This is a genomic window from Aeromonas sp. AE23HZ002T15 (assembly GCF_054165525.2).
The window spans coordinates 3,580,370-3,604,188 of record NZ_CM201342.1 but is presented as its reverse complement, the minus strand read 5'-3'; the positions used below and the strand labels follow the sequence as shown (position 1 = coordinate 3,604,188).

The following is a 23,819-nucleotide window of genomic DNA, read 5'->3' as shown; positions in this document are numbered from 1 at the left end:
CCAACATACGAGATCGCGGGTCAGCAAGCACCCTTCTTGCAACTGGCCACTCTGGGCGCGGGTAAGCTGACCCTGGTCGTGATATGGGAGATGAAAGGAATCGTCGCGGTCATTACCTGCAATACCGGCAACGATAAATCGCGAAAGCCCGATTACGCTTAGTTAGTTGGGCCCACTGGCTTTATTTAAGAGATAATGCTTTAAAATCAAGAAATGTGTGGTCAAATTTTATAGAACACAATTTATTTTTGAAACTTTCAGATATTACTATATTAAATGCCCCCCCCCACTCATACAAACGAAATACATCTAAATGATTAGGTATTTTATCCTTATGGATAACTGGCTCTATAAAAAAGCGACCACGTTTTGACTCCCAAGCTTCAGGAACATAGTCCTGAGGCCAGAGATCAACTTTAGAAGATTCCCAATCAACACAATCCACATAATTTAAAATATGCATAAATACGTATTCCAAGTTAAACACCCTGTTTATAAGTGGTATTGCTTGGATACCGCAAGCATTAATATCATTCACACGAAAAATGTCATTACTAAATGCCAAATGCCTAGAGCCTATTGATACTACAGGGGGGGCTTTTCCGTTTTTTAACACATCAAAATATAAGTCTCCGCTAAATTCCTCTTGGAGCATTGATAGTTTCGCATCACTTAACTCATTCCCTTTTCCATCAGTAAGGAATGAACTTGGATTCATATACCCCTTCCATTTTTTGCTTTCAGAATTGATTCCTAGCTTGTAGTAATTCATTATTTGCCAACCTTAGTCAATATATCATTAAGCCAAGAGCCCGGAGTAATAGCTTCGACTCTAAGTTTTTCAATTTCTTTTATAAAGGCATCTTTACCTCTATCACTAGCAGCAGATAGGCGATCAAAAATCTCTTGATGCATATCCTGTGGGTGAGGACCTTTATGCCCTGGAACATCGATTTTATTTAAAGGATCATTAAGAACGTCCTTTCTCCACTTACCATTCTTAAACTTACCTAAATCATTCTTCTTAAATAACTCTCTAAATCGGTCAGACCAAGTTGAATGCTTATTTGTAGCTAGATGATGAGTAGGTGCACAAGCTGAAAGCCCCAACGGATCAATCCACCCAAGGGGATTATGCACATACCCATAGTTATTCTCACCGCCCCAAATACCTATCGGGTCGGGGGAGATATAACAAGCACCTTGCGGGTCGTAGTACCGGAAACGGTTATAGCAGAGTCCGCTTTCATCGTCACGCAATTGGCCCGCGAATGCCAGACCGGGGTCACGGTTATCGGCGTAGCTGCTTAGACGTTGTCCCTACAGCAAGTTCCTAGATGTGAGTTAAAAATACAACGAGTTTGTTCACGAATAAGGTGCAACCCATTTGGTCGCACCTCCCTGAGCAAATAATTAAATGACCAGAAGGATCACTTAAATCACTTCCTACATTTATTTACATCTACAAACTATCTTTGACCCACTTATCTTCAACTGGGCTAAATCGTTCTTTTTTATCAATACGCCATTCATCACTTTTATAATGAAGTGTATATCGATATTTATTTTTTAATCTATTCAGCTGCTCAGTGTAAATAACTACTTTCTTACCTTTTGTTTCAACATGTCCAATAGGTTGACTATCAATAGAGTATTCAGGTGGTTCCCCGCAATGCAATGATGCTTGTCTGCCTATTTTTCTATCTCTGATAGTGCAAAACTTCAGGAAGATAGTATCAATCTCATCCTGTGCTTTACTTTGCTCTTCAATACCGCCTTCCCTCATAGGCATGTAATTATCTCTCTCCCACTTGTTCATGGCAGAAAAAAAACTCAATAATACACCTATCGGCTCATCTGATATATTCATCATATATTCCTAAAGAAGTCACCTAATATCCTAGTGCCATTTTGATAGACATCATATTGAACTCCGGTAGGTCGTAATCCACCATTTGCATACTTGAATGTCCACTCAATGTCTACCGCACCATGTTGGCTAATATAGTCTCTGACCGATTTCTCAAACATTCTATAATCGCCGCGATTAATATTTGATAGTTGGGGAAACAGGTTACCTTTTCCGCCTTGACCACCAAGTACCTTACCAAGTATATGACCGGCATCATCACCAGGCAGACCTATAGCTTTAATGGCATCCCTCGCACTGGAGTTTACGGCTGTACCTGTTTTTAAGTCTGCTAGTGATACAGTGGCCCGTGCTGACGCAATCTCACCATTTGCACCACGAGTAATTGTGGGACACTTCGCCAACCCCAGCGGGTCAACCCAGTTTACTGGATTGGGCACATATCCATAGTTATTCTCACCGCCCAGTATCCCTATTGGGTCGGGGGAGATATAACAAGCCCCTTGCGGGTCGTAGTACCGAAAACGGTTATAGCAAAGTCCACTCTCGTCGTCACGCAGTTGGCCCGCGAATGCCAGACCGGGGTCACGGATATCAGCATGATTGCTTAACCGCTGGCCCCACAGACTGGTCTTTGTCGGTTGCCAGTGCAGTTCCCCTTGTGGGTTATAGAGCCCCAGCAGTTCGCCATTTTGCTGGCTGACGGCAAAATCGGTCTGCCAATTCTCTGCGGCGGCTTGTCGGCCTTGTTCGATATAGACAGTAGAAGCATGAGGCAGACTCACCGCGCCAGCTTGTGTCATCTGACGCTGCTGCACCAGCAATTCCCAGCCACGCCAGACCCAGTGGCGGCGGGCCTGTAACTGCCCTTGCTTGAAATGACGCACCTCGGCGATCTGGTCGCCATCCCACAGGTAACGCACCTCTTCGCCAGTCTGCTCACAGCGTTTGCTTATGCGCCGACCAAACGGGTCGTAGCGATAAAACCAGTTAGAGCCTTCGGGGGTGGTGACCACCCTCAACTGGTTACGACTGTCCCAGCGGTAGTGCCACTGCTCTGGCCGAAAACCCGGACGCAGCTGGCGTTTGCTGATAAGCCGGCCCGCCTTGTCATAGTCGTAGTGGGTATCACCGCGCTGACTGACCCGCCCTTGCTGCCACCGGGTGTGTTCACCGTCTGCTAATGGCAACCCCTGACGGGTGTAGCTAAATTGCGCCTCCCGTTGTTGGCCGGCGTTGGGATGCTGGCTAAGGGTCTCCAGCACCCGGCCACAGGCATCGAGCCGATAGCCCTGCACCTCGCGTCCGCGCCGTTCGCCAATCAGGTTGCCAGCACGGTCGTAACCGTACTCACGGGTGAGCCCCGCCAGCAAGCGCCCTTCTTGCAGCTGACCGCTTTGGGCGCCGGTAAGCTGGCCCAGTACGTCATACTCTTGCGTCAGACCAAAGGCGCCGCCTTGGCGCTGCGCCTCCCGGCCGGCCAGGTCGTGTCCCAGGGTCAGCTCTGCGCCATCTGGCAAGCCAACACGGGTCAGTTCACCGACGTTGTTTACAGTAAATGTGGTGGTCAGTGGGGCCGGTTCGTCCTCCTTATCCCCTTTGTGTCCCTCAGGCCAGCTCAGGGTTCGGGTCAGGGTGTGGGCCTGCTCATCATAGCTGCGGCTGATGGTGGCGCCGTTTTGCCCTTCACGTACCACCCGGTCGCGGGTGTCATATTCAAAACGTAGATGGCTGGTGTTGGACGACACTTCCAGCAGTCTGCCTGCCCCGTCGTAGTGATAATGGATGGTGTCATCGTCACAGGTTTCACGCAGCAGCAGGCCACGGCCATCAAACAGGAAGCGGCGTTCCTGACCTTCGCCATTGCGGACTTCGATGCAGTGGCCATCTTCGTCATAACGGTACTGGGTTTGAGTGCCGGCCATGTCTTGCTCGCGCACCACCCGGCCATCGTTATCGAGCCACCACTGCCACACCTGCTGGTCGGGCCCGATGACTTTAATCAGCTGCTGGGTATCGCGGTCGTATTGATAGCGCCAACTGCGGCCACTGGCATCGGTGCGCTCAAGGAGCAGGTCAAAGGCCCCGAAGCGTTGGCGCCAGTGCAGGCCATTACCATCGACATAGTCGGTCAGGTTTTTGTGGCGATCGTAACGGCGCAGCTCTTCTACCTCATCGGGTCGTTTGAGCTGCTCTGGCAGTTGCCAGCTGGGGCGGCGATAGCCTAACTGATAGCGAGCGCCGTCGGCACGTTGCCATTGTGCGACCCTGTCTTGACCATCGTAACGCCACTGCTCGGTGCGCCCCTCGGCATCGGTCTGGCTCAACAGACGCTGGCGGTGGTCATACTGCAGGCGTGCTTGCACCTTGCCACTCTGGTCGCTGACCGCCGTCAGCAGTCCATAACGGTTCCAGCTAAAATGCACTTCGCTGGCATCGGGCCCCGTCAGTTTGTCCGGGTTACCCGTTTCATCGAAACGCCACTGCCAACTGCGCCCGAGCGGGTCAGTGACGGCGCACAGCCGCTGCTGGTCATCATACTCGTAGTGCCAGGCGTGGCCGCTGCCGTCCACAAAGCGGGTCACCAACCCGGTGTCATCCAGGTATTCAAACTCGACCACCCGCCCGGCAGGGGAACTCTCCCGCAGCAGGTTACCAAATTCGTCGTAGTCAAAGCGGGTCACATGGCCAAGGGGGGTGCGGATCGCACTCACCAGGTCAAGCTCGTTAAGCTCATACTCGTGGCGACCCAACCCGTCGGTCATCACCACCTTGCCTGGCTGATAGTCAAAGCGTGCGGTGAGCATGCCATCGGCACAGGTGGTGTAGACGCAGCGCCCTTGCACGTCATATTCATAACGTGCCCAGGTCTGGTCGTTATCATGCCAACGCGTCAGCCGCCCCTGGTCATCGTATTCGTAAAACAGGTGGTAGTGATGGCTGGCATCCGCTTCGACTAATTGCCCGGCGCGGTTTTGGGTGTAGTGGGCCAAGCGTGTTTGCTGGCCTCCATCTACCCGGACAATTTGCTGCAGATAATCATCTCGCCAAGCGAGCGCCAGCTCGATGCCATCGCTGTGGCGCACCCGGCAGAGTTTGCCTGCCTGATCGCGTACCAAGGTAATGCGATTGTCATGGCGGTCTGACAGTGCACCGAGCCAGTATCTCCCCCCCTGTTGATGGATGAAGTGACGGGTCTGCTGGCTGTCTCTGTCCCACAGCAGAAACCCGTGCTCGGTTCGCGTCAGGGTAAATTGGGGATAGTGCGGGCAATAGACGCGGCTCACGTCTTGATGGAAAGTGAAATCAATGTCATAGCCCTGTGCCAGGGTGATGTTCACCAGGGTATTGAGCCCCTGCTGGGTGACGCTGGCCACTTCGCTCCAGCTGTCATGCCACCCCTTACCGAGCAGCCCCGTATGATCGGATGCGGTGCGATAGGTACGCTCAAAGCACAGCGGCAAGGTTTGCCCCAACTCGATATCCAGCCGGGATTCGATGACTTCACCACTGGGGATATAGACGGGGTCTTTAAGAAAACCCTTGGCGGCTTCCTTGAAGCGAGCCAGTCCCTTGTTGTTTTTGAACCCCTGGCTCATGCAGCGAAGGGCAGTCCGCTTGAACTGACGCACCGCCACTTTGGCCCCAACCAGCGCTCCCCGCAATACTGCGCGCGGTCCCTTGGTAAAGAGCTTGCCTATCCCCTTGAACATGCCACGACTGGGGGGCACCAGGAACTCGACCGCAATCAGCAGCCCCTTCTCCCACCAACTGAACTCATCTGCTATGTCGGCATAGGTTCCCTGGCCTGAGCCAAAGAACACGGTGGAAGCGCCCTCCTTGATGGTGGCACCACAGGCGGTCTGGTCATCCACTCGTGCGGCGGGGCTGTCGTTGACAAAAACAGACTCACTGCCTTGTGCAATGATGGGCGGAACCGAGTGCTTGGTGCACGCGACGGTATCAACCAACGCACGGGAGACCGGTTGTCCTTCGACAAACACATTGGCAGAGCCAGTTGCAACCGGACCGAAGGGCGGGGACGCACTATCAACCATGCCAGACACACTTCCTGACACCTTGGCGATAAGATCCCCCGCCCCTATGGTGGCAGCAATGCCCAGGCCAAGCTTGGCGACCCCCACCACCAACGCCAGCCCCATCCCGCCAGTCACGCCTGTCAAGGCGACGGCAGCCGTTACTACCGCAGCTGCCACAGCAAAGACTGCCGCCGCCACCAGGGCACCGGCTATCGCCCCCGCCAAGGCGCCCAAGAAACTCTTGTGCTTGATCATTTTTCCAGGAGACGTGGGCGGCTTGCCCTCACCTGGTTTGGGTCTATCAGCGGGGGGCAAGGGGCGGTTTCCCGCATGCATAGCGCCGACTCGCGCTACCCGCGTTAAGATATCGCCAAGCATGCCCCCTCCCTTAGCTCACGGCTTTAAAGGTGGCAATCACGTCGAGCAGGGCTTGTTTCTGCTCGTCTTGCAAGGTACCGGCTGCCGTGATGGTAAAGGTCAGCAGCAACGTGCCCCTCACCTGCATCACCACGACCTGGTGCATCGGCCCCTCGGTCGAGCGCCAGGTGTACTCGATGGCTGGAGCGGCCTGCCCATCCAGCTGTGTTTCCCAGCTGGCCAATTCCTGATAGCCCTTGAGGTGAGCCGCAAATTGCGAAAGCGTCTGTTGATAGACTGTCTCTGGTGCCAACCCAAACTCGAACGGTGAACGATTGACCACCAGATTGACGGTATCGCCCGGCAATACAAACACATGGAGGGACTCATCGCGCCATTGCTGGGGTATCAGCAGCGCACCTTCATTCATCTGATACATGTCACATCCTTAATTCAAATCAATGCGGGTGCCGTTCAACACGAGGCCTTTGCCGGTAATGGCGATGTTGCCCTCTTTGTCGATGGCGATATAACCACCGGCTGTGGCAATGAGAATGTCCCCATCCTGCGATTGGATGGCGATATTGTTCTTCACCTGCAGCGATTCATTGTCATTGACCATGGTGCTGCGATTCTTGGTGACTGCCACGGTTTGCTCACCCTGCACCTCGGTCACCTGGTCCAGCTTGACCGACATCGTCTGGTTACCCTGAACGGCAACGGTTTGACTCCCGCCGACCTGTTCCGTGTGATTGGCATTAACAGAGGTTGAGCGGTTGTTGAGCACCACAGTGTTCATGTCATGTTGAGCGTGGAGGAACACCTCTTCCTGACCCGCTTTGTCTTCAAAACGAAACTCGTTAAACCCCTTACCCTTGTAGGTATTACTACGCAGTGACATACGGGTTTTATTGGCAGGCAATCCTTCAGGGGGAAGACTGGTCGCGTGATAAGTGCGGCCAATAACGATGGGCTGATCAGGGTCCCCCTCAAGGAAAGACACAATCACTTCATGGCCAATACGCGGAATGGCCATCATGCCATAGCCACCTCCGGCCCAGGCCTGACCGACCCTGACCCAGCAAGAACTGTGCTCATCGCTGGCGCCATACCTGTCCCAGGGGAACTGCAGCTTGATACGGCCATATTTATCGCAGTAGATTTCTTCCCCGGCTGGCCCCACAACAGTGGCAATCTGCGCCCCGTCAACCAGGGGTTTATGAGGCATCTGCGCACGCCAGGTGGTGGTAGCCTTTACCACCCCAAAATCGTTGTAATACACCGTGGGCTCGCTACCGCCTTCTTCTTCCAATGCTTGAGGCTGTTTGCCGGTGTGTGTCACATGCACCACTTGCCAGGCAATGTTGAGTGCAGGTGCAGGGTGTTCCGATAGTGCGAAACTCAGTCCTGGCATCAACCCAGCCTCTGTCGAGTGTCCATTGCCCGTCACCGCATCGGCTCGCAGCGCATCCAATCGATGTTGTGCAAACGCCTTGCCGCTCGGGTCCTGCTTGAAGCGACCGGGATAGTCGAAGTGCTGGTAGCTATCGCGCTGATGTTCCAGCTCAGCCCCCATTTTTTTGTGGGACAGGCCATAAGCCGGGGTCTTGAAGCTGTAGTCTTTGAGCTCCACATCGCTCGGACGCACCGCTTCCTGATAATGGAACCGGCGCACAAACACCCCCTGCTGCAACCCTTGATTGGCCAGATTGAAAAAGAGGGCAGGCCCTTCCTGCAACGCAGCAGCATCGTCGGCAAAAACTATCCGGTGCTTGCCTGCTTCAAACTCATGGAAGTAGAACATCCCCTCTTCAGCCGCCAGTCGGTCCAAAAAAGCCAAATCGCTCTCACGGTACTGAACGCAGTATTCACGCTGGGCATGCTCGTTCTTCAGGGCAAAGGCGTAGTCGGTAATACCGTGCTCTTGCAGCAAGATGGAGAGGATCTCTTCAGGCTTTTGCGCCTGAAAGATGCGGGCATTGGTACGCAAGGAGAGCCGCCATAGTGCAGGCTTCACCACCATGCTGTATCGGGTACGGCGAAACCCGGTATCGCCCTGAGCAAATTGCGCCACCACGCCACTGACACGGCGCTGAAGACTCCCCTCGTACCACACCAGCAGTTCACAGGGCTGATCCAACACGGCACCGAAGTCAATGTCACTCAGTAGACTGGCCAGCTCGAGATGAAGGTCAAATGGACGATTGAGCCCCTCGTTAAGCTCAAAGCTTGCCACCACAAAGGTGGGCGCGGGCAGCGCTCCTACCTTAACGGTGAACTGCAATCCGGTCTGATTAGCCATGATATATCCCTATCACCTCTCGAAACTGGGCCCGAAACCTGTCAAAACACCGCGATATCGCCCTCTCTGGTACACAAGCGGTCACCAAAGAGAAGCAACATGACGGGCAATACGCTGTTTGTGTCTGCATAACAGAACACCCCTTATTGCTTTGCCATCACTCCGCACTCACCAACACGGCTTCAACTTACAGGCAGGGGAATGGCAAAGCATAAAGACTCCGGCAGCCCAAGACTGCCCGGAGAAATACGGGATAAAAGGCCGGTGCACACCGGCCACAACATTCGAGACTACTTACAAGGGATAGCAAGGTAAGAACGCGAGGATCAGGCCTCGATCGGCGCACGCCAGTCGTCCGCACCGGAAGTACCGGCGACGGTGTGCTCCCAGTCGATCTTGCGGTAGGCCAGGGAGACCTGGATCAGCTGGGTGAAGTCGGACATGGCCGGATCCTGGCAGTGGGGCATCTGGCAGTCGATGTCGACGATGGTGGCATCGGTCAGCACTGTGCTGAAGAAGTGCTCCTGCTTGCCCTCAACGGAGGTGCGGTACCACTTCAGGGTCACTTTCGGCAGCATTTCACCGGAGGCCAGGGAGTTGTACATCAGCGGCACGGCCTTGTTCAGGGCCACGGTGAACTTGAATGGCTTGTGGACACGCTGGCCGGCAGGCTGACCGGATTGCGGATCGGTCGGCACGGTGACGACGTGCTGGAATTCCTGCACCAGCATCTCGTCTTCGTGACCCTGCACGAAGATGTTGCCGACGGAGTCGGAGGTGAAGGCACCGGCGGTGATGTTGCCCTGGGTTTTACCTTCGATGCTGATATAACATGGAGTTGGCATGGGTATGCTCCTGATTGGTTGAACGGTAATGACACTCAACCAGCCAACAGCAGCGACCATGCCAACTATTCACCACATTACTTATCAATCACTTACCAACACAACCCGTTTCAATTGCTTTACCTTGAGCAAATCTTTGCTCAAACAGCTTACATGCATCGCAAGACAAGACCCATATGGAGATTAAAGCTAGCAATAGAGCAATGCATTGCTCAAATCGGAATCATTAACCAGCGTTATTGGTTTTCCACTCATGCAATCTCATTGAATCGAACTCCTGGCTACGTTCCAGTAACGGTCTGCAGTATGTCTCTCAACAATCAGTTTCCAAAGCCGACCCGCTCACGGGGTGTCGGCGAAACAGTGCTTCGCCGATAGATTCAGCAACTTCAATCCGAACGAACGGGCACAACCCCTATCAGCAAAGCTCTGACCCCAGAGCAACAGAAAATCCAGGAGCGGGAAGCCCGCATCAACCGGCTTGAACGCGAAAAGGCCATTCTAAAAAAGCTACTGCTCTATTGATGGAGGACGAGCTCGAACGTACGTGCTGATAGACCGATTAAGAGAGCCCCCTGGTCTGTTGCGCTTCCGGCATCCCAACATCCTGTTTTTACGACTATCTGGCTCGTAGCCACACCATTGACCGAGAGCGGATACAACAACGAAGGGAGCTGGGTTGTCCGTCCGGTGTGTTGTTTCACTCCGACCAGGGCAACCAATATGGCAGACGGGTATTTCGGCAACGGCTGTGGTGCTATCGGATGACCCAGAGCATGGATCGGCGTGGCAACTGCTGGGATAACGCGGCGATGGAACGGTTGTTAAGGAGTTTAAAGACGGAGTGGCTTCCGGCAACGGGCTACATGAGCCTGCGGGAAGCGAGGCGGGATATTCAGCTACTACCTGATGGATTGCTACAACTGGCAGTACCCGCATCAATACAATGATGGGATACCGCCAGCAGAAGCCGAAAAGCGGCTTAACTGTGTGTCCGGATGTAGTGGACCACTACACCAACACCTAGTGGCACACCAAAAGCTCAAATAAAAAAGCCCAACCGAATAAATCAGTTGGGCCCTATAGATGGCGGAGGAGGTGGGATTTGAACCCACGGATGGTCGCCCATCGCCGGTTTTCAAGACCGGTGCATTCAGCCGCTCTGCCACCCCTCCGCAGCAGTGCGCCGAATACTACCCATCACCACCCCCCTTGTAAATCCCCGCCCCGTCCGTTTGACGATTTATTGGTCTAAATGACGCACAAACCCCGCAAACTGGGCATAAGCCGCGCTTTTTCAACCGGATAACTTGACTTGAAAACAGACTCACCCACTATAGGGACCACTACCATATCCCCAGCAAGATGGACTTATGAGAATCAAACATGCCCTGTGCGCCGCTCTGACCGGCGCGACCCTGCTTGCCGCCCCGCTGCAGGCGAGTGAGCTGACCAAGAGCGATGTCGAGCAGATCGTGCGCGACTATCTGGTCAAGAATCCGGAGATACTGGTCGAGATGTCCAACGCCCTGCGTGCCAAGCAGGAGAGCCAGCAGGCCGAGAGCGACAAGGCGCTGATCCAGGCCCATGCCAAGCAGCTCTATGGCAATAACGACGCAGAGAGCGGCAATCCCAAGGGCAGCCTGACCGTGGTGGAATTCTTCGACTACAACTGCGGCTACTGCAAGCGCGCCCATCCCCTGGTCAAGCAGCTGCTCGGCGAGGACAAGGACATTCGCTACATCTACAAGCAGTTCCCCATCCTGAGCGAGACCTCCTACTACGCCGCCCGCGCCGCCCTGGCGGTACAGCTTGGTCAGCCTGACAAGTACCAGGCCTTCCACGACAAGCTGTATGCCCATCAGGGCCCGCTGTCCGACGAGGCGCAGGTGAAAGAGGTCGCCAAGGCCGCCGGCGTGGACTGGAGCAAGGTCGAAGCCAAGATCAAGGATGGCAGCATCGACAAGAACCTCGGCACCAACCGCGCCCTGGCGGAAGCCATGAGCATCTCAGGTACCCCGGCCTTCATCATCGGCGACCAGATCCTGCGCGGCGCCCCCCGCGATCTGGCGAGCCTGCAGGCCATAGTAAAAGACGTGCGCGCGGGCAAGAGCATCCAGTAAGCCAGCCCCTCGCCCATAAAAAAACGCCCCGCTATGTCGGGGCGTTTTGCTATCTGCGGCCTGGCCGCTTAGGCCTGATAACCGTTCGGATTCTGGCTTTGCCAGCGCCAGGTGTCGGCCATCATCTGCTCCAGCCCCCGCTCTGCCTGCCAGCCCAGCTCGTCCCGGGCCAGGGTCGGCTCGGCCCAGCACTCGGCGATGTCGCCGGGGCGGCGGGGCTTGATCCGATAAGGAATGGGGCGACCGCTGGCCGCCTCGAACGCCTTGACCATCTCCAGCACTGAGTAACCCTGGCCGGTACCCAGGTTGTAGGTGAACACGCCGGTGTCGCTCTCGATGCGTTTGAGTGCCTTCAGGTGGCCGATGGCGAGATCCACCACATGGATGTAGTCGCGCACCCCAGTGCCGTCCGGCGTCGGGTAGTCATCCCCAAACACCCCCAACTCCTTGAGTTTGCCCACCCCGACCTGACTGATATAGGGCAGCAGGTTGTTGGGGATACCGTTGGGATCCTCACCGATGAGGCCGCTCTGGTGCGCGCCGACCGGGTTGAAGTAGCGCAGCAATACGATAGCCCAGCGTGGGTCGGACTTGGAGAGGTCCCGCAGGATCTCTTCCACTATCAGCTTGGAGCGGCCATAGGGGTTGGTGGCACCGGTGGGGAAATCTTCCCGCAGGGGCACGGAGGCGGGATCGCCGTAGACGGTGGCAGACGAGCTGAACACCAGCCGGAACACGCCCGCCTTGGCCATCTCCTCGCACAGCACCAGGGTGCCGGTCACGTTGTTCTGATAGTAGGTGAGCGGGATCTGGCTGGACTCCCCCACCGCCTTGAGGCCGGCGAAGTGAATGACAGACTCTATCCTGTGCTCGGCAAACAGGCGCTGCAGACAGGCCCTGTCCAGTATGTCCCCCTCGACGAAGGTGACCGCCTGGCCGGTGATCCGCTCGACCCGCTTGAGGGACTCTGGCGAGGCGTTGGAGAGGTTGTCCAGCACCACCACGCGCTGACCGGCGTCCAGCAGTTCGACCAGAGTATGGGAGCCGATATAACCGGCGCCGCCTGTGACCAATATTGTCATGTCTAATCCCGTGTTCTGATGAAACTGGGCTGAGTGTACCCGCCGGGCCGATGCGAGAAAAGCAAGAGGCTCTGATGACACCATCAATAATCCAGGCTGATATCCCCCTTGGCGGTGCAGGAGCAGGCCAGGGCGACCCCATTCTCGAGATCCTGAGCACTCAGCGTCATCACGCTCTGACGCTCTATCTCGCCCGTGGTAGTGCAGCGGCAGGCGCCACACACCCCGGCGCGGCAGGCCGCCATCATGGTCTCCCCCGCCCCCTCCAGCGCCGCCAGCAGGGTCTGACCCGGCAAGATCTTCACCTTCTTGCCGCTCTTCTTCAGGGTCAGCCAGAAGTGGTCGCTGCCGGCTGCAACCGGCACCGCAGCAGGCAGTCCGAACGACTCCTGATGCAACTGATCGGCAGGCAACCCCAGCTCCGTCAGCATGGTGCTCACCGCCGCCATATAGGGGGCCGGCCCGCACAGGTAGACGTGGCGGCTCAGGAGGTCAGGCGCCAATTCCTTCAGCATGTCCGGCGTGAGGCGCCCGACCCAGGGATGAGTCGCCGGGGCCTGTTCCAGCACCAGGGCGCTGCGCACGCCAGTGTGCGCCTCGGCCAGGGCAGCCAGCTCGGCGGCGAAGATCACGTCCTCCGGTGAGCGGGCACTGTGGATGAAACGGATATCCGCATCCGGCCGCTTGGCGAGCTCGTCCCGCAACATGGCCCACATGGGGGTGATGCCGGAACCGGCGCTCAAGAGCAGCGGCCGCTCGCAGGGGAGCGCACTCAGGTTGAAGTCGCCGAAGGGGCCGTCGACCCGGATCTCGTCCCCCACCTGCAGGCTCTGGTGCAGGTGATGGGAGACCAGGCCCACGTCCTTGATGGTCGCCTGCCAGAACCCATCCTGCGGGCTGGAGGAGAGGGTATAGGCACGGCACTGGGGCTGACCGTCGATTATCGTGTGCAGCGTCACGCACTGGCCCGCCAGCACGGGGGGCAGCGTGCCCGTCAGCGGTGCGAACTGCCAGCTCGCCACATCGTGGGTGTCCGCCCGGCGACCGATGCATCTGAGGGTGGAAGAGGTGGAGGTCATCGCAAGGCTCCTCTTGTCTGATAGCGATCTTCTTGAAAAAAAGGCGAGCCAATCGGCTCGCCAAAGGCTTACAACATGCTGAATGTATCTGGCTGGAAAGATTCCAGATCAGGCCGCTAGGATCTCGGCGAGATCGGCCTCTGCGGTCGTGGTTCCCTTGAGACCAAACTGCTCCTCCAGCACCTTGAGCAGGGCCGGGGTCAGGAAGGCGGGCGCCGTCGGGCCGGTGCGAATATCCTTCACACCGAGCGCCAGCAGGGTGAGCAGGATGACGATGGCCTTCTGCTCGAACCAGGAGAGCACCAGGGTCAGGGGCAGATCGTTGACGCCGCACTCGAACGCTTCGGCCAGGGCCAGGGCGAGCTGGATGGCGGAGTAGGCATCGTTGCACTGGCCCACGTCCAGCAGACGAGGGATGCCGCCGATGTCGCCAAAATCGAGCTTGTTGAACTTGTACTTGCCGCAGCCCAGGGTCAGCAGCAGGCTGTCCTGCGGGATCGCCTTGGCAAACTCGGTGTAGTAGGCGCGCTCGGCACGGTCACCGTCACAGCCACCGACCAGGAAGAAGTGGCCGATCTCGCCGGCCTTGACCTTGTCGATCACGGCAGGGGCAGCCTGCATCAGGGCGTTGCGGGCGAAGCCGATGGTGATAAAGTGCTCGAGCTCAACGTGCTTGAAGCCTTCCAGCGCCTGCGCCTTGGCGATAACGGCGGAGAAGCCCTCCCCTTCCAGGTGAGTCACGCCCGGCCAGCCGACGATGGAGCGGGTGAAGATGCGATCGCTATAGTTGCCCACGTTGGGATCTATGATGCAGTTGGAGGTCATCACCACGGCGCCCGGGAAGTTCGCGAACTCCTTCTGCTGGTTCTGCCAGGCGGAGCCATAGTTGCCCACCAGGTGCGGGTACTGCTTGAAGAAGGGATAGGCCAGGGCCGGCAGCATCTCGCCGTGGGTGTAGACATGGATGCCGGTGCCGGCGGTCTGTTCCAGAATGAGCTTGAGATCCACCATGTCGTGGCCGGAAACCAGGATGCACTTGCCCGGCACCGGGGTGACGCGCACCTGGGTCGGTTCCGGATGGCCGAAGGCACTGGTCTCGCCGAGATCCAGCATCTCCATGATCTTGAAATTGAGTAGGCCGATGTCCATGGCACACTTGAACAGGGGATCCATATCGCTGGGATCCGTGCCGAGCCAGCTCATGATGCGGTGGAATTCAGCAGCCACCTCGGCATCTTGCTGATCCAGTACCCGGGCGTGTTCCATATAGGCGGCGGCGCCCTTGAGGCCGTAGAGACATAGCAGACGCAGCCCCATGATATCTTCGTTGACCTCGCTCTTGCCGCGATTGACCGCGGTCTGGGGGGCGTGGGCCAGCTGCTCCAGCAGCTCGCTACCGGGTTCGAAGCGGGCGGCGGCGGGCAGATCGCTCAGCTGCACGGCCAGGGGGGCCAGCTTGGCCGCCAGCTGCTGGCGGTAGGCCAGGGTCTGGTTCACATAAGCCACGATGCGGGCGGAGTCGAAGTTGACGTTGGTGAGGGTGGCGAAGAAGGCCTTGGGCACGAAGGCGTCGATCTCGTCATCGACGATGTTGTGCTCGCGGGCCGCCAGGGCCCAGGCGCTGAGGCCCTGCAGGGCATAGATCAACACATCCTGCAGATCCGAGGTTTCCGCCGTCTTGCCGCACATGCCTTGTGCGTAAGCGCAGCCATTGCCTGCCGGGGTACGAATTGTCTGTTCACATTGCACACAAAACATCATGCCTCTCCTAATTGGACATTTCAGTTGCTTGTTTTGTGGCGATTCTATGCTTCTGGTTCAGAACTTAATAGACATTCAATTTACCAATTAAAGTTTCATTGATGCAGATCAAAAACAAAAAAGCCGCCCGAAAGGGCGGCAACTGGGTGTATAAAAGGAGAGACAACTCAGGGTTAGGGTGGCGGGGAAGCAAGCCGGATAGACGCACTGCTTCCCCCTGTTCAAACTATCAGGCCAGGTAAGCGCGCAGCATCCAGACCAGTTTTTCCTGCTGCTGAACATAGTCAGACAGGATGGAGGCTGTGCCCTCGTCACCGGCCTCGGCGGCCTGCCCCAGGATGCGGCGTTGTGCCACCAGCAGCTCGCGGAAGCTGTCCAGCAGGGATTCGACGCAGGCACGGCCGTCGTGCAACCCCTTCTGCTCGGGAATGGCGGAGACCTTCAGGTAGTCGCTGAAGCTGTGCATGGGCACGCCGTCCAGTGTCAGGATGCGCTCGGCCAAAGCATCGACTTTCAGCAGCAGGTCGTTGTAGATCTCCTCGAACTTCAGGTGCAGCTCGAAGAACTGGTTGCCGCGGATATTCCAGTGGAAACCACGGACGTTCATGTAGAGGATCTGGTAGCTGGCCAGCAACTTGTTCAGCTCGGCGGCCAGGGCTTGTGATTGAACGGTATCAAGACCGATTGGGCTCTTCATCATTCACCTCCAGGTGGGCATCAAATTCGGGAACAGGGCTAGGATATCCCCGCACAGACTCAAAGGACAATCGACTTTCCCTTGTTTATCCATAGTGAATGCCTATCGATAGAGGTTCTGGGGCAACGAGCGAGTACTCACGCCCGGCCACAGGGTCGCGAACAGTTGCAGCCAGGGAGGTGACGATGCCTGGACCCCATCATTCGCTGGCACCGGGGCCAGGGAGCCTGCCAGCAGCAGGCTAATTCCAACCCATGTGCCAGCGAGCAGCGTCTGCCAGTTCATGGCAATCCAGCTCCTGTTCCTGCAGGGTATTGATATCCTGCAGCACCACGCGAGCCAGCTGGCCCTGCGCATCCCGCTGACAGGAGACCACCAGGTAGAAGTGGGCATTCGGCCCTTGCTGGCCCTCCCTGGTCCACTTCGAAAACAGCAGCGTGTCGGTCGAAAAGGTGCTCATCTTGGCTCACCCTCCAGCTTGACCATTACCCACAGCAGTACGGGTAACCACCACATCCAGATCAGCGCGAGGACGAGGGCGCTGATCCCGATGCCCCAAGACAAGTGTACTGATCCCATGGCCGCTCCCGCCACATAGGAACCGGCTCCCCCCACCATGCCGAGCACTCCCTGCTGCCAGCGGTGCAAGGCCAGCAACCAGCGCAGCCCCTGGCCTAGGGTCAATGCAAATCCGAACCACAGCAGTCCCAGCCAGAGGGGAAACCCCTGATCGAAGCGAAACATGCCAAGCTGCCAGAGCAAGCCATCCAGCAGGCAGCCCGCCAGAGCCAGCGGCCATAGTCGCAGATCCCCGCAGGCATCCGGCGAGCAAAGTAGATGTAGCCCCAGCAGCATCAGCAATGGCACCGGCTGCTGCCATGTCACCGCCAGCCACCAGTAGAGGTTGAACCCGAGCAACTGGGCCCAGGGCCACATCTCAGCGCCGGCTCACTGGGCCATCCCCAGACCAGCCATCCGGGCCGGGCTTAGCCGCCTCCAGTTGCACCAAGCTGATGGCCCGCTCCCTAAATCCCCCCTCGCAATAGGCGAAGTAGAAGTGCCAGAGCCGGATGAAGTCCTGGCTGTAACCCAGCCTCAGCAGCTCGGGGGCCAGCGCCAGGAAACGCTCGCACCAGTGGGCCAGGGTGCGGGCGTAGTGATGGCCGTGATCGTGCAGCCTCACCAGCTGCATGTCGGTCTCCCGGGCCAGCAGGCCGGCCATCTGGGCGACGCTCGGCAGGCAGCCACCGGGGAAGATGTAGCGCTGGATGAAATCGACGCCGCGCACATACTGGCCGTGACGCTGATCGGCGATGGTGATGGCCTGGATCAGCAATCGGCCACCGGGTTTTAGCAGGCGTGACAGCTGCCTGAAGTAGCCCGGCAGGAAGGCATGGCCCACCGCCTCTATCATCTCGATGGAGACCAACTTGTCGTAGCGCCCCTCCAGCTTGCGATAATCCTCCAGCAGCAGAGTGATGCGATCCTCGAGTCCGGCCGCCGCGATCCACTCCCTGGCGTGATCGTGCTGGGCCTGGGAGATGGTGGTAGTGGTGACCCGGCAGCCATAGTGGCGGGCGGCGTAGATGGCGAGCCCGCCCCAGCCGGTGCCAATCTCCAGCAGGTGATCGTCCGGCCCCAGCGCCAATCGCTCGCAGATGGTTCTGAGCTTGGCCTGCTGCCCCTCCTCCAGGGTGGCATCGTCCGCCGGGTAGAGGGCGCTGGAGTACTGCATGTGGCTGTCGAGAAAGCCCTGATAGAGGCGGTTGCCGAGATCATAATGAGCTGCGATGTTGGCCCGCGAACCCGCCTGAGTATTGCGGCTGCTCCAGTGACGCAGCTTGTTGAGCGGCAGACTGAGCCAGCCAAAGCGCCGTTCCAGCCGGTCGAGCAGCGCCATGTTGCGGGCCAGCAGCCGCACCAGGGTGACCGGCTCCGGACTAGTCCAGAGCCCCTCCACCCAGGTCTCCCCCGCCGCTATGCTGCCCCCCAGCAGCAGGCGCCGGTAGAAGGCGGGATCCAGTACCCTCACCTCGGCCTGCAGATCCGAACCCGCCACCCCGAAGGTCAAGGTCGCCTCCCCGTCACGCAGTGACAGCTGGCCCTGTTGCAGGTGGCCGAGCAACCTGATCACCAGTTGCCGCGCCCAGCGGTCCGGCAGGGAGAGAGATGTCGTGGATTGCACCAGTTCCATTAGTGAGTCTCCGGGTGAGTGAACAGCGGGGTCCGTTTGATAAACAGCCTCAGCGCCTGCCAATAGATGCCGAGCAACACCCGCATGGTCATCCAGGGCCAGCGCAGCAGCAGGGCACAGAGCCCATGGCGGGAGAGCGGCGCCCGGGTCAATGCCAGGGTCGCGTCGAACAGCTTGGGCTCACCGCTCTGGGGATGGCTCTCGATGTGGATCAGGGTCTCTTCCCTCGGTGGGCGGATACGCCAGTGATAGCGCATGGCCAGCACCATGAAGGGGGAGACGTGGAAATCCTTGTCGTGGGGCACCAGGGCCGCCAAGTCCAGCAGGTAATAATGGCGCTCGTTCCAGGGGGTGTTGGAGACCTCCGCCAGCAGGTAACGGGCATCGCTGCCCTGATAGCAGAAGTAGAAATTGACCGGGCTGAAGTAGAAGCCGAGGCAGCGCACATTGCCGAGCAGCAGCACCCGCCCCTCCCCCTGCTCTCCGCCGAGGGCTGCCACCTTGTCCCACACCGCCTGCTTGAGGGAGCCCCCGCTGCCTCTCAGGTAATCGGCTCGCCGAAATGAGAGCAGCCCGGCCCGCTCGACCCCGAGCCAGCCCCCCAGCCGCAAGCCCGGCAACTCGTCCAGATCCAGCCCCAGCATGAAGAGCGGGTAGGCGAAGGCGTGGGGGCGTGGCGCGAAGCGGCGATGGCGCACCGAACCCTGCCAGATGGCGCTGATGAGGGCCGAGCTCATAACCTGGCACCGAAGCGCTTGGCCACATCCAGGGCGCTGCGCACCCCGTCCTCGTGAAAGCCGTTGTACCAGTAAGCGCCGCAGAAGTGGGTATGGCGCTGCCCGCAGATCTGGTGGCGCCGCCTCTGCGCCGCGAGCGCGGTCCCGTTAAACACGGGGTGGTGGTAGACGAAACGGCGCAGCACCTTGCGCTCATCCACCCTGCCGGCGGGATTGAGGCTGACACAGAAGGGGGTCGACCCCTGCAACCCCTGCAGTATGTTCATGTTGTAGGTGACCAGGGGCCTGGCCTGCTCATCGTCATCGAGCCGATAGTTCCAGCTGGCCCAGGCCTTGCGCCGGCTGGGCAGGCTGCCCACATCCGTGTGCAACCAGACCGCGTTGGCCTGATAGGCGATGTCGCCGAGGATCTGCCGCTCCTGCTCGCTGGCATCGGTGAGCAGGGCCAGCGACTGATCGCTGTGGCAGGCGAGGATCACCTCATCGAACTGCTCCTCCCCATGTTGGCTGCAGACCCGCACCCCCTCCCCCTGCCGCCGGATCCCCTGTACCGGGCAGGCCAGCCGGATCCCGCTCTGCCAGCCCGCCGTGAGAGGGGCTATGTACTCGCGCGATCCCCCCGGGATCACGTACCACTGGGGACGATTGGTGACGCTGAGCAGGCCGTGATGCTCGAAGAAGCGCAGGAAGAAGCCGAGGGGAAAGCCCCGCATGTCCGCCAGGGTGGATGACCAGATGGCCGCCCCCATGGGCAGGATGTAGTGGCGGGCGAAGTAGTCGCTAAAGCCCCCCTCTTGCAGGAAGGCCCCCAGGGTCGGATCGAGCTTCTGGGGTTCTTGGGCCAGCCAGCGGCGGGCCGCCCGGTTGAAGCGCAGGATCTCGGCGATGAAGCGATAGAAGCGCGGCCTCACCAGGTTGCCGCGCTGGGCAAACAGGCTGTCGAGGGAGTGGCCGTTGTACTCGAGCCCCTCGCTCTTGACCGAGAAACTCATCTCGGTGGGTTGGCGGGCCACCCCTATCCTTGCCAGCAGCTTCAGGAAGTGGGGATAGGTTCTATCGTTGAACACGATGAAGCCGGTGTCGATGGCGTGATGGCGTCCCCCCTGGCTAATGTCCACGGTGGCCGTGTGCCCTCCCAGCACGGGGGCCGCCTCAAACAGGGTGATCTCATGGTGTTGGTGCAGCAGATAGCCTGCGGTCAACCCGGAGATCCCCGACCCCACGATGGCGATCCTTCTCTTCATGCTCGGCATCCTTGCTAAGTGAGATGGCGGGCAAGGCGCAGCCAGATGCCCACGGGAAGCGCCCCAAGCAGGCGCAGCAACCCTATGAAACGAAGCGGGAAGTGGATCTGATCCCGACCGGCTGCCAGCCCCTTCATGATCTGCCGCGCCGCCTCATCGACCGGCAGCAGGCAGGGCATGGGAAAGTGGTTGCGGGCGGTCAATGGGGTATCGATAAAGCCGGGCCGGATCAGGGTCACCCCTATGCCGATCCCCCGCAGGTCGAGGCGCAGGCTGGCCGCCAGATAGTCGAGCCCCGCCTTGGAGGCGCCATAAGCCTCGGCCTGGGGCAGAGGCAGCCAGCTCACCGCCGAGCCGACTATGGCCAGCCGCGAGCCCTTGCCGAGCAGGGGCAAGAAGGCGGCTAGGGCGTGGCCGGTGGCCACCAGATTGGTCTCGATGACCCGGGCAAAGAGGGCGCCATCGAAATGGTGGGCATCCCTGATGTATTCGCAGCCCCCCGCGTTGAGGATCAGCAGATCCTGGGGGGGCAAGCCAACAGCCGCCGCGGCGGTGGCGCTGCCATCGCGGGCATCGAAGCGCAGCGGGGTGACGCCAGCAACCGCGAGTTCGGCCAGCCGCCCAGCGTCACGACCGCAGCCCCACACCTGCCAGCCCGCCTGCCGGTAGGCAAGGGCCAGTGCGCGGCCTAGGCCCGAGCTCGCCCCCGTGATCAGCACCCGGCCGCTCATGCGCCCAGCCTTGCGCGGATGGCGCGGATGAGGGGCCCCAGCAGGGGCAGCTGTTCGTACAGCATGGCGCCGAGATCGAAGTAGTCCCGATGCAGGCATACCTTGCCCCAGGGGTCGAACTGCAGCCGGGTCGCCCCCTCCACCCGCACCGGCTTGCCGCCGGCGAGGCGTGGATGGGCGAAGGTCATGATCCAGCTGAGCCAGGCCTCGTTGCCTTGTTGTTGCTGGCTCACTATCTCGAAGCGGCAGTGATCGAGCCGCTGATAGAGGGAGGCGAAATAGCTCGTGAGGGCCGCCAGCCCCTCGATCCGGTGGGCCGGATCCATGAACACCACCTGTTCCGCATAGATCTCCGGCAGCCGATGCAGCTGCTGCCTGTCGAGCTGCAGGTAGAGGACGATGAAGTGGGCCAGCGGTTCGTTCATCCTATTTTCTCTCCAGTTCCCGGAACATCTCGATGGCTCTTATCCGTGCAGCGGCATGATCCACCATGGGAGCCGGGTAATCATATCGAGCATGCTGCAGCAACCACTCGTGGGGCCTGTGCAACTGAGGGGTCGGCACATCCGCGAGCTCTGTCACCCAGGTACGGATGAACTCCCCGTCCGGATCAAAGCGCTGGCCCTGGGTGGTGGGGTTGAACACCCGAAAATAGGGGGCCGCATCCGCGCCCGTGCCCGCCGCCCACTGCCAGCCGCCGTTGTTGGCGGCGAGATCCCCGTCCACCAGCCGGCTCATGAAGTAATCCTCCCCGAGCCGCCAGTGCAGGTGCAGATCCTTGGTGAGAAAGCTCGCCACTATCATCCGCAGCCGGTTGTGCATCCAGCCGGTGGCATTGAGGCAACGCATGGCCGCATCGACGATGGGATAGCCGGTACGCCCCTCGCTCCAGGCCGCAAGCGCCGCCGGATCCCAGCCCCAGGGCAGGGCCCGGGTCTCGGCCTTGAACGGCAGGTTCATGGAGAGGCTCGGCACCAGCATCAGCAGGTGGCGATAAAACTCCCGCCAGATGAGCTCGTTCAGCCAGACAAACCCCGGCTGCGCCCTGGACTGGGGTCGGTAGCCGAGCTTCTGCTGCAGGGCCGCCACGCACTGGCGCGGGCTGAGGATCCCCGCCGCCAGATAGGGGGAGAGCACCGAGGTCCCCCTGCGTGCCGGGAAGTCCCTCGCCTCCCCATAGTCGAGCAGATCCTCGTCCAGGAAGGCGTGCAGGCGACGCTGGGCTTCGGCCTCCCCCACAGGCCAGCGCGCCGCCTCCTCGGCCTCTCGCCCCGTTTCCTCCACCAGACCGGTCTCGGCCAGCGGTGTCCAGGGCAAGGGGGCGCCCCGCGCCGCCGGGGCGCGATGGATGACGAAGCCATCCTCCTCCAGGGCCTTGAGCCAGGCCCGGCTGTAGGGGGTGAACACCTTGAACATCTCCTGGCTACCGGTCAGCACCCGCCCCGGGGGCAGCACGCAGCAGCCGTTGAACCAGTGGCTCTGGACTCCCTGCCCTTGCAACGCCTGACTCACCGCCAGATCCCGGCGCTGCTCGTCGAGCTCTATGGCCTGATTGGCATGGAGCTGGCGTACCCCGAGCCGGGTCGCCAGGGCACCGATCTCGGCCGGCACCTCCGCGAATGTCTCGACCCGCAGCAGGTGCAGGCGGATGCCCAGCGCCGCCAGCTCGTGGCCGAGGACATCGACCTGGGCCAGCAGGAAGCGCTGGCGGATGGGGGCCATCTTGTGCGCCCGCCACTGGGCCGGGCTGATGACGAAGAGCGCGGCGACCCCGCCTCCCTCGCCCTCCTCTCCGCCCGTATCGCCAGGAGTGGCACAGGCATGGCGCAGGGCCGGGTTGTCCGCCAGCCGCAGATCGTTTCTAAACCAGACCAGCCTCATGGCTGCCTCCCGCGCTCACCGCGCCCGGAGTCCGGCCCGGCGAGGGGGCGCAGGGTGGGCGACCAGGAGTGCGCGAAGAGCCAGTCCGGCTCATAGAGGGTGCCCAGGGGGCCGAACAGCTGGCAGGACGCCGGCCAGGGCTCAGCCAGTTCCCCCTTGCCAAGCCCCACTCCCAAGAGCACCCGCCAGTCATCCGGCACCCGTCCGGCCAGCAGGGTGGCCCCCCTGGGGTCACAAGGGCCGATCAGCTGCACCTCATACCCTTGATTGATCAGCTCATAGGCGTACCAAAGCAGATCGAGGGGGCCGACCTGGCCCCAGCTCGCCAGACAGATGGGGGTTCCCTTCTCCTGCTCGATGAGATGGCGGGCGAAGTGAGCCTGCAACCAGCCAAGCCAGTAGCGCTGCAGCCACTCCCCATCGGGGCGTTCGCGCCACAGGCCGAGCAGTTGCGCCTGCAGGGGCTGCAACACCCGCTCGCGCACCAGCTCGAAGGGGTAGCTGCTGAGCAGATCCTGAAGCTGCGCCTCCGCCTTGCGCTGGTTGAAGGCGAGCATGATCTCCCCACATTGCTGCAGGGTCTGCAGCCAGTGATCCCCGGCCAGGGGGCGATGGGGCTCGCTCAGCAGCCCCTTGACCTGACCTATGCTGACTCCCCGCTCCAGCCAGCTCAGGATCTCGCCTATCTGGCGGATGTCCTGCTCGCTGTAGAGGCGGTGACCCTTCTCGGTGCGGGCGGGTTGCACCAGGCCATAGCGCCGCTGCCAGGCCCGCAGGGTGATGGGGTTGACCCCGGTCAGGCGAGCGACTTCGCGGATGGGGTATAGCCCCTTGTCATCGTTCTGTTGTTGCATGAATCGTCCGTTCAATGAGAGA

21 protein-coding genes, 1 tRNA gene and 1 pseudogene are annotated in these 23,819 nt (G+C 59.6%); 2 read left to right on the top strand and 21 right to left on the bottom strand.

Features of this window, described 5'->3' with window-relative positions:
- Window positions 1-181 precede the first annotated feature (181 nt).
- The 7 genes from ACT5M9_RS16875 to hcp1 all read right to left on the bottom strand — a co-directional run bounded on the left by ACT5M9_RS16875 (window position 182) and on the right by hcp1 (window position 9,414).
- Complete coding sequence (locus ACT5M9_RS16875) at window positions 182-772, bottom strand: hypothetical protein (protein WP_457980236.1); 591 nt, start codon at window positions 770-772, stop codon at window positions 182-184.
- A complete protein-coding gene (locus ACT5M9_RS16870) occupies window positions 772-1,260 on the bottom strand; it encodes an RHS repeat-associated core domain-containing protein (RefSeq protein ID WP_457980238.1) in 489 nt (162 codons plus the stop codon). The genes ACT5M9_RS16875 and ACT5M9_RS16870 overlap by 1 nt, the downstream gene beginning before the upstream one ends.
- Before the next feature lie 202 nt (window positions 1,261-1,462).
- On the bottom strand, window positions 1,463-1,870 hold the full coding sequence (locus ACT5M9_RS16865) for a RhsIA family immunity protein (RefSeq protein WP_457980239.1): 408 nt from the start codon (window positions 1,868-1,870) through the stop codon (window positions 1,463-1,465).
- On the bottom strand, window positions 1,870-6,165 hold the full coding sequence (locus ACT5M9_RS16860) for an RHS repeat-associated core domain-containing protein (protein ID WP_457980241.1): 4,296 nt from the start codon (window positions 6,163-6,165) through the stop codon (window positions 1,870-1,872). Before ACT5M9_RS16860 ends, ACT5M9_RS16865 begins: the two co-directional genes overlap by 1 nt.
- Window positions 6,166-6,298: 133 nt before the next feature.
- Window positions 6,299-6,706 carry a DUF1795 domain-containing protein gene (locus tag ACT5M9_RS16855; RefSeq protein WP_457980243.1) on the bottom strand — a complete coding sequence of 136 codons (408 nt, stop codon included), beginning with the start codon at window positions 6,704-6,706 and terminating at the stop codon, window positions 6,299-6,301.
- 9 nt (window positions 6,707-6,715) lie between these two features.
- Window positions 6,716-8,569, bottom strand: a complete 1,854-nt coding sequence (locus tag ACT5M9_RS16850) for a type VI secretion system Vgr family protein (protein WP_457980245.1) — start codon at window positions 8,567-8,569, stop codon at window positions 6,716-6,718.
- A gap of 326 nt (window positions 8,570-8,895) precedes the next feature.
- Complete coding sequence (gene hcp1 / locus ACT5M9_RS16845; RefSeq protein WP_438550283.1) at window positions 8,896-9,414, bottom strand: type VI secretion system effector Hcp1; 519 nt, start codon at window positions 9,412-9,414, stop codon at window positions 8,896-8,898.
- Between the two features lie 327 nt (window positions 9,415-9,741).
- Here hcp1 and ACT5M9_RS16840 point away from each other — a divergent pair.
- A pseudogene (locus ACT5M9_RS16840) lies at window positions 9,742-10,464 on the top strand (transposase); the annotation flags it as partial.
- Between the two features lie 37 nt (window positions 10,465-10,501).
- On the opposite strand, the gene ACT5M9_RS16835 reads toward ACT5M9_RS16840, so the two are convergent.
- Window positions 10,502-10,589 (bottom strand) — tRNA-Ser (locus ACT5M9_RS16835).
- A gap of 198 nt (window positions 10,590-10,787) precedes the next feature.
- Between ACT5M9_RS16835 and ACT5M9_RS16830 the strand changes: the two genes are divergently transcribed.
- Entirely contained in the window at window positions 10,788-11,537 is a 750-nt protein-coding gene (locus ACT5M9_RS16830) for a DsbA family protein (RefSeq protein WP_438550301.1), read from the top strand.
- Between the two features lie 68 nt (window positions 11,538-11,605).
- Here the strand turns inward: ACT5M9_RS16830 and galE are convergent, their stop codons facing one another.
- From galE to ACT5M9_RS16765, 13 genes are all read right to left on the bottom strand, one after another.
- On the bottom strand, window positions 11,606-12,619 hold the full coding sequence (galE, locus tag ACT5M9_RS16825) for a UDP-glucose 4-epimerase GalE (protein ID WP_457980247.1): 1,014 nt from the start codon (window positions 12,617-12,619) through the stop codon (window positions 11,606-11,608).
- An 83-nt stretch (window positions 12,620-12,702) separates the two neighbouring features.
- Window positions 12,703-13,698: an FAD-binding oxidoreductase gene (locus ACT5M9_RS16820; protein ID WP_457980249.1), complete on the bottom strand. Its 996-nt coding sequence runs from the start codon at window positions 13,696-13,698 to the stop codon at window positions 12,703-12,705.
- Between the two features lie 108 nt (window positions 13,699-13,806).
- Window positions 13,807-15,456 (bottom strand): hydroxylamine reductase, encoded by a 1,650-nt coding sequence (gene hcp, locus ACT5M9_RS16815; RefSeq protein WP_457980251.1) that lies wholly within the window; start codon window positions 15,454-15,456, stop codon window positions 13,807-13,809.
- A gap of 232 nt (window positions 15,457-15,688) precedes the next feature.
- Window positions 15,689-16,156: a Dps family protein gene (locus ACT5M9_RS16810; RefSeq protein WP_100860823.1), complete on the bottom strand. Its 468-nt coding sequence runs from the start codon at window positions 16,154-16,156 to the stop codon at window positions 15,689-15,691.
- Window positions 16,157-16,397: 241 nt separating this feature from the next.
- The gene (locus ACT5M9_RS16805; RefSeq protein ID WP_457980253.1) at window positions 16,398-16,616 is read right to left on the bottom strand and encodes a TIGR02450 family Trp-rich protein; all 219 of its coding nucleotides are present in this window, start codon (window positions 16,614-16,616) and stop codon (window positions 16,398-16,400) included.
- On the bottom strand, window positions 16,613-17,092 hold the full coding sequence (locus tag ACT5M9_RS16800) for a DUF2878 domain-containing protein (RefSeq protein ID WP_457980255.1): 480 nt from the start codon (window positions 17,090-17,092) through the stop codon (window positions 16,613-16,615). Before ACT5M9_RS16800 ends, ACT5M9_RS16805 begins: the two co-directional genes overlap by 4 nt.
- 1 nt (window position 17,093) lies before the next feature.
- Entirely contained in the window at window positions 17,094-18,350 is a 1,257-nt protein-coding gene (locus ACT5M9_RS16795) for a class I SAM-dependent methyltransferase (RefSeq protein WP_457980257.1), read from the bottom strand.
- Window positions 18,350-19,087, bottom strand: coding sequence for a DUF1365 domain-containing protein (locus ACT5M9_RS16790; protein ID WP_457980258.1), 738 nt, complete (start codon window positions 19,085-19,087; stop codon window positions 18,350-18,352). Before ACT5M9_RS16790 ends, ACT5M9_RS16795 begins: the two co-directional genes overlap by 1 nt.
- Window positions 19,084-20,331 (bottom strand): NAD(P)/FAD-dependent oxidoreductase, encoded by a 1,248-nt coding sequence (locus tag ACT5M9_RS16785; RefSeq protein ID WP_457980260.1) that lies wholly within the window; start codon window positions 20,329-20,331, stop codon window positions 19,084-19,086. The genes ACT5M9_RS16790 and ACT5M9_RS16785 overlap by 4 nt, the downstream gene beginning before the upstream one ends.
- A gap of 14 nt (window positions 20,332-20,345) precedes the next feature.
- Window positions 20,346-21,062 (bottom strand): SDR family NAD(P)-dependent oxidoreductase, encoded by a 717-nt coding sequence (locus ACT5M9_RS16780; protein WP_457980262.1) that lies wholly within the window; start codon window positions 21,060-21,062, stop codon window positions 20,346-20,348.
- On the bottom strand, window positions 21,059-21,487 hold the full coding sequence (locus ACT5M9_RS16775; RefSeq protein WP_457980264.1) for a nuclear transport factor 2 family protein: 429 nt from the start codon (window positions 21,485-21,487) through the stop codon (window positions 21,059-21,061). The genes ACT5M9_RS16780 and ACT5M9_RS16775 overlap by 4 nt, the downstream gene beginning before the upstream one ends.
- A gap of 1 nt (window position 21,488) precedes the next feature.
- The gene (gene phrB / locus ACT5M9_RS16770; protein ID WP_457980266.1) at window positions 21,489-22,943 is read right to left on the bottom strand and encodes a deoxyribodipyrimidine photo-lyase; all 1,455 of its coding nucleotides are present in this window, start codon (window positions 22,941-22,943) and stop codon (window positions 21,489-21,491) included.
- Window positions 22,940-23,797, bottom strand: a complete 858-nt coding sequence (locus ACT5M9_RS16765; RefSeq protein ID WP_457980268.1) for a MerR family transcriptional regulator — start codon at window positions 23,795-23,797, stop codon at window positions 22,940-22,942. The genes phrB and ACT5M9_RS16765 overlap by 4 nt, the downstream gene beginning before the upstream one ends.
- Window positions 23,798-23,819: the final 22 nt, after the last annotated feature.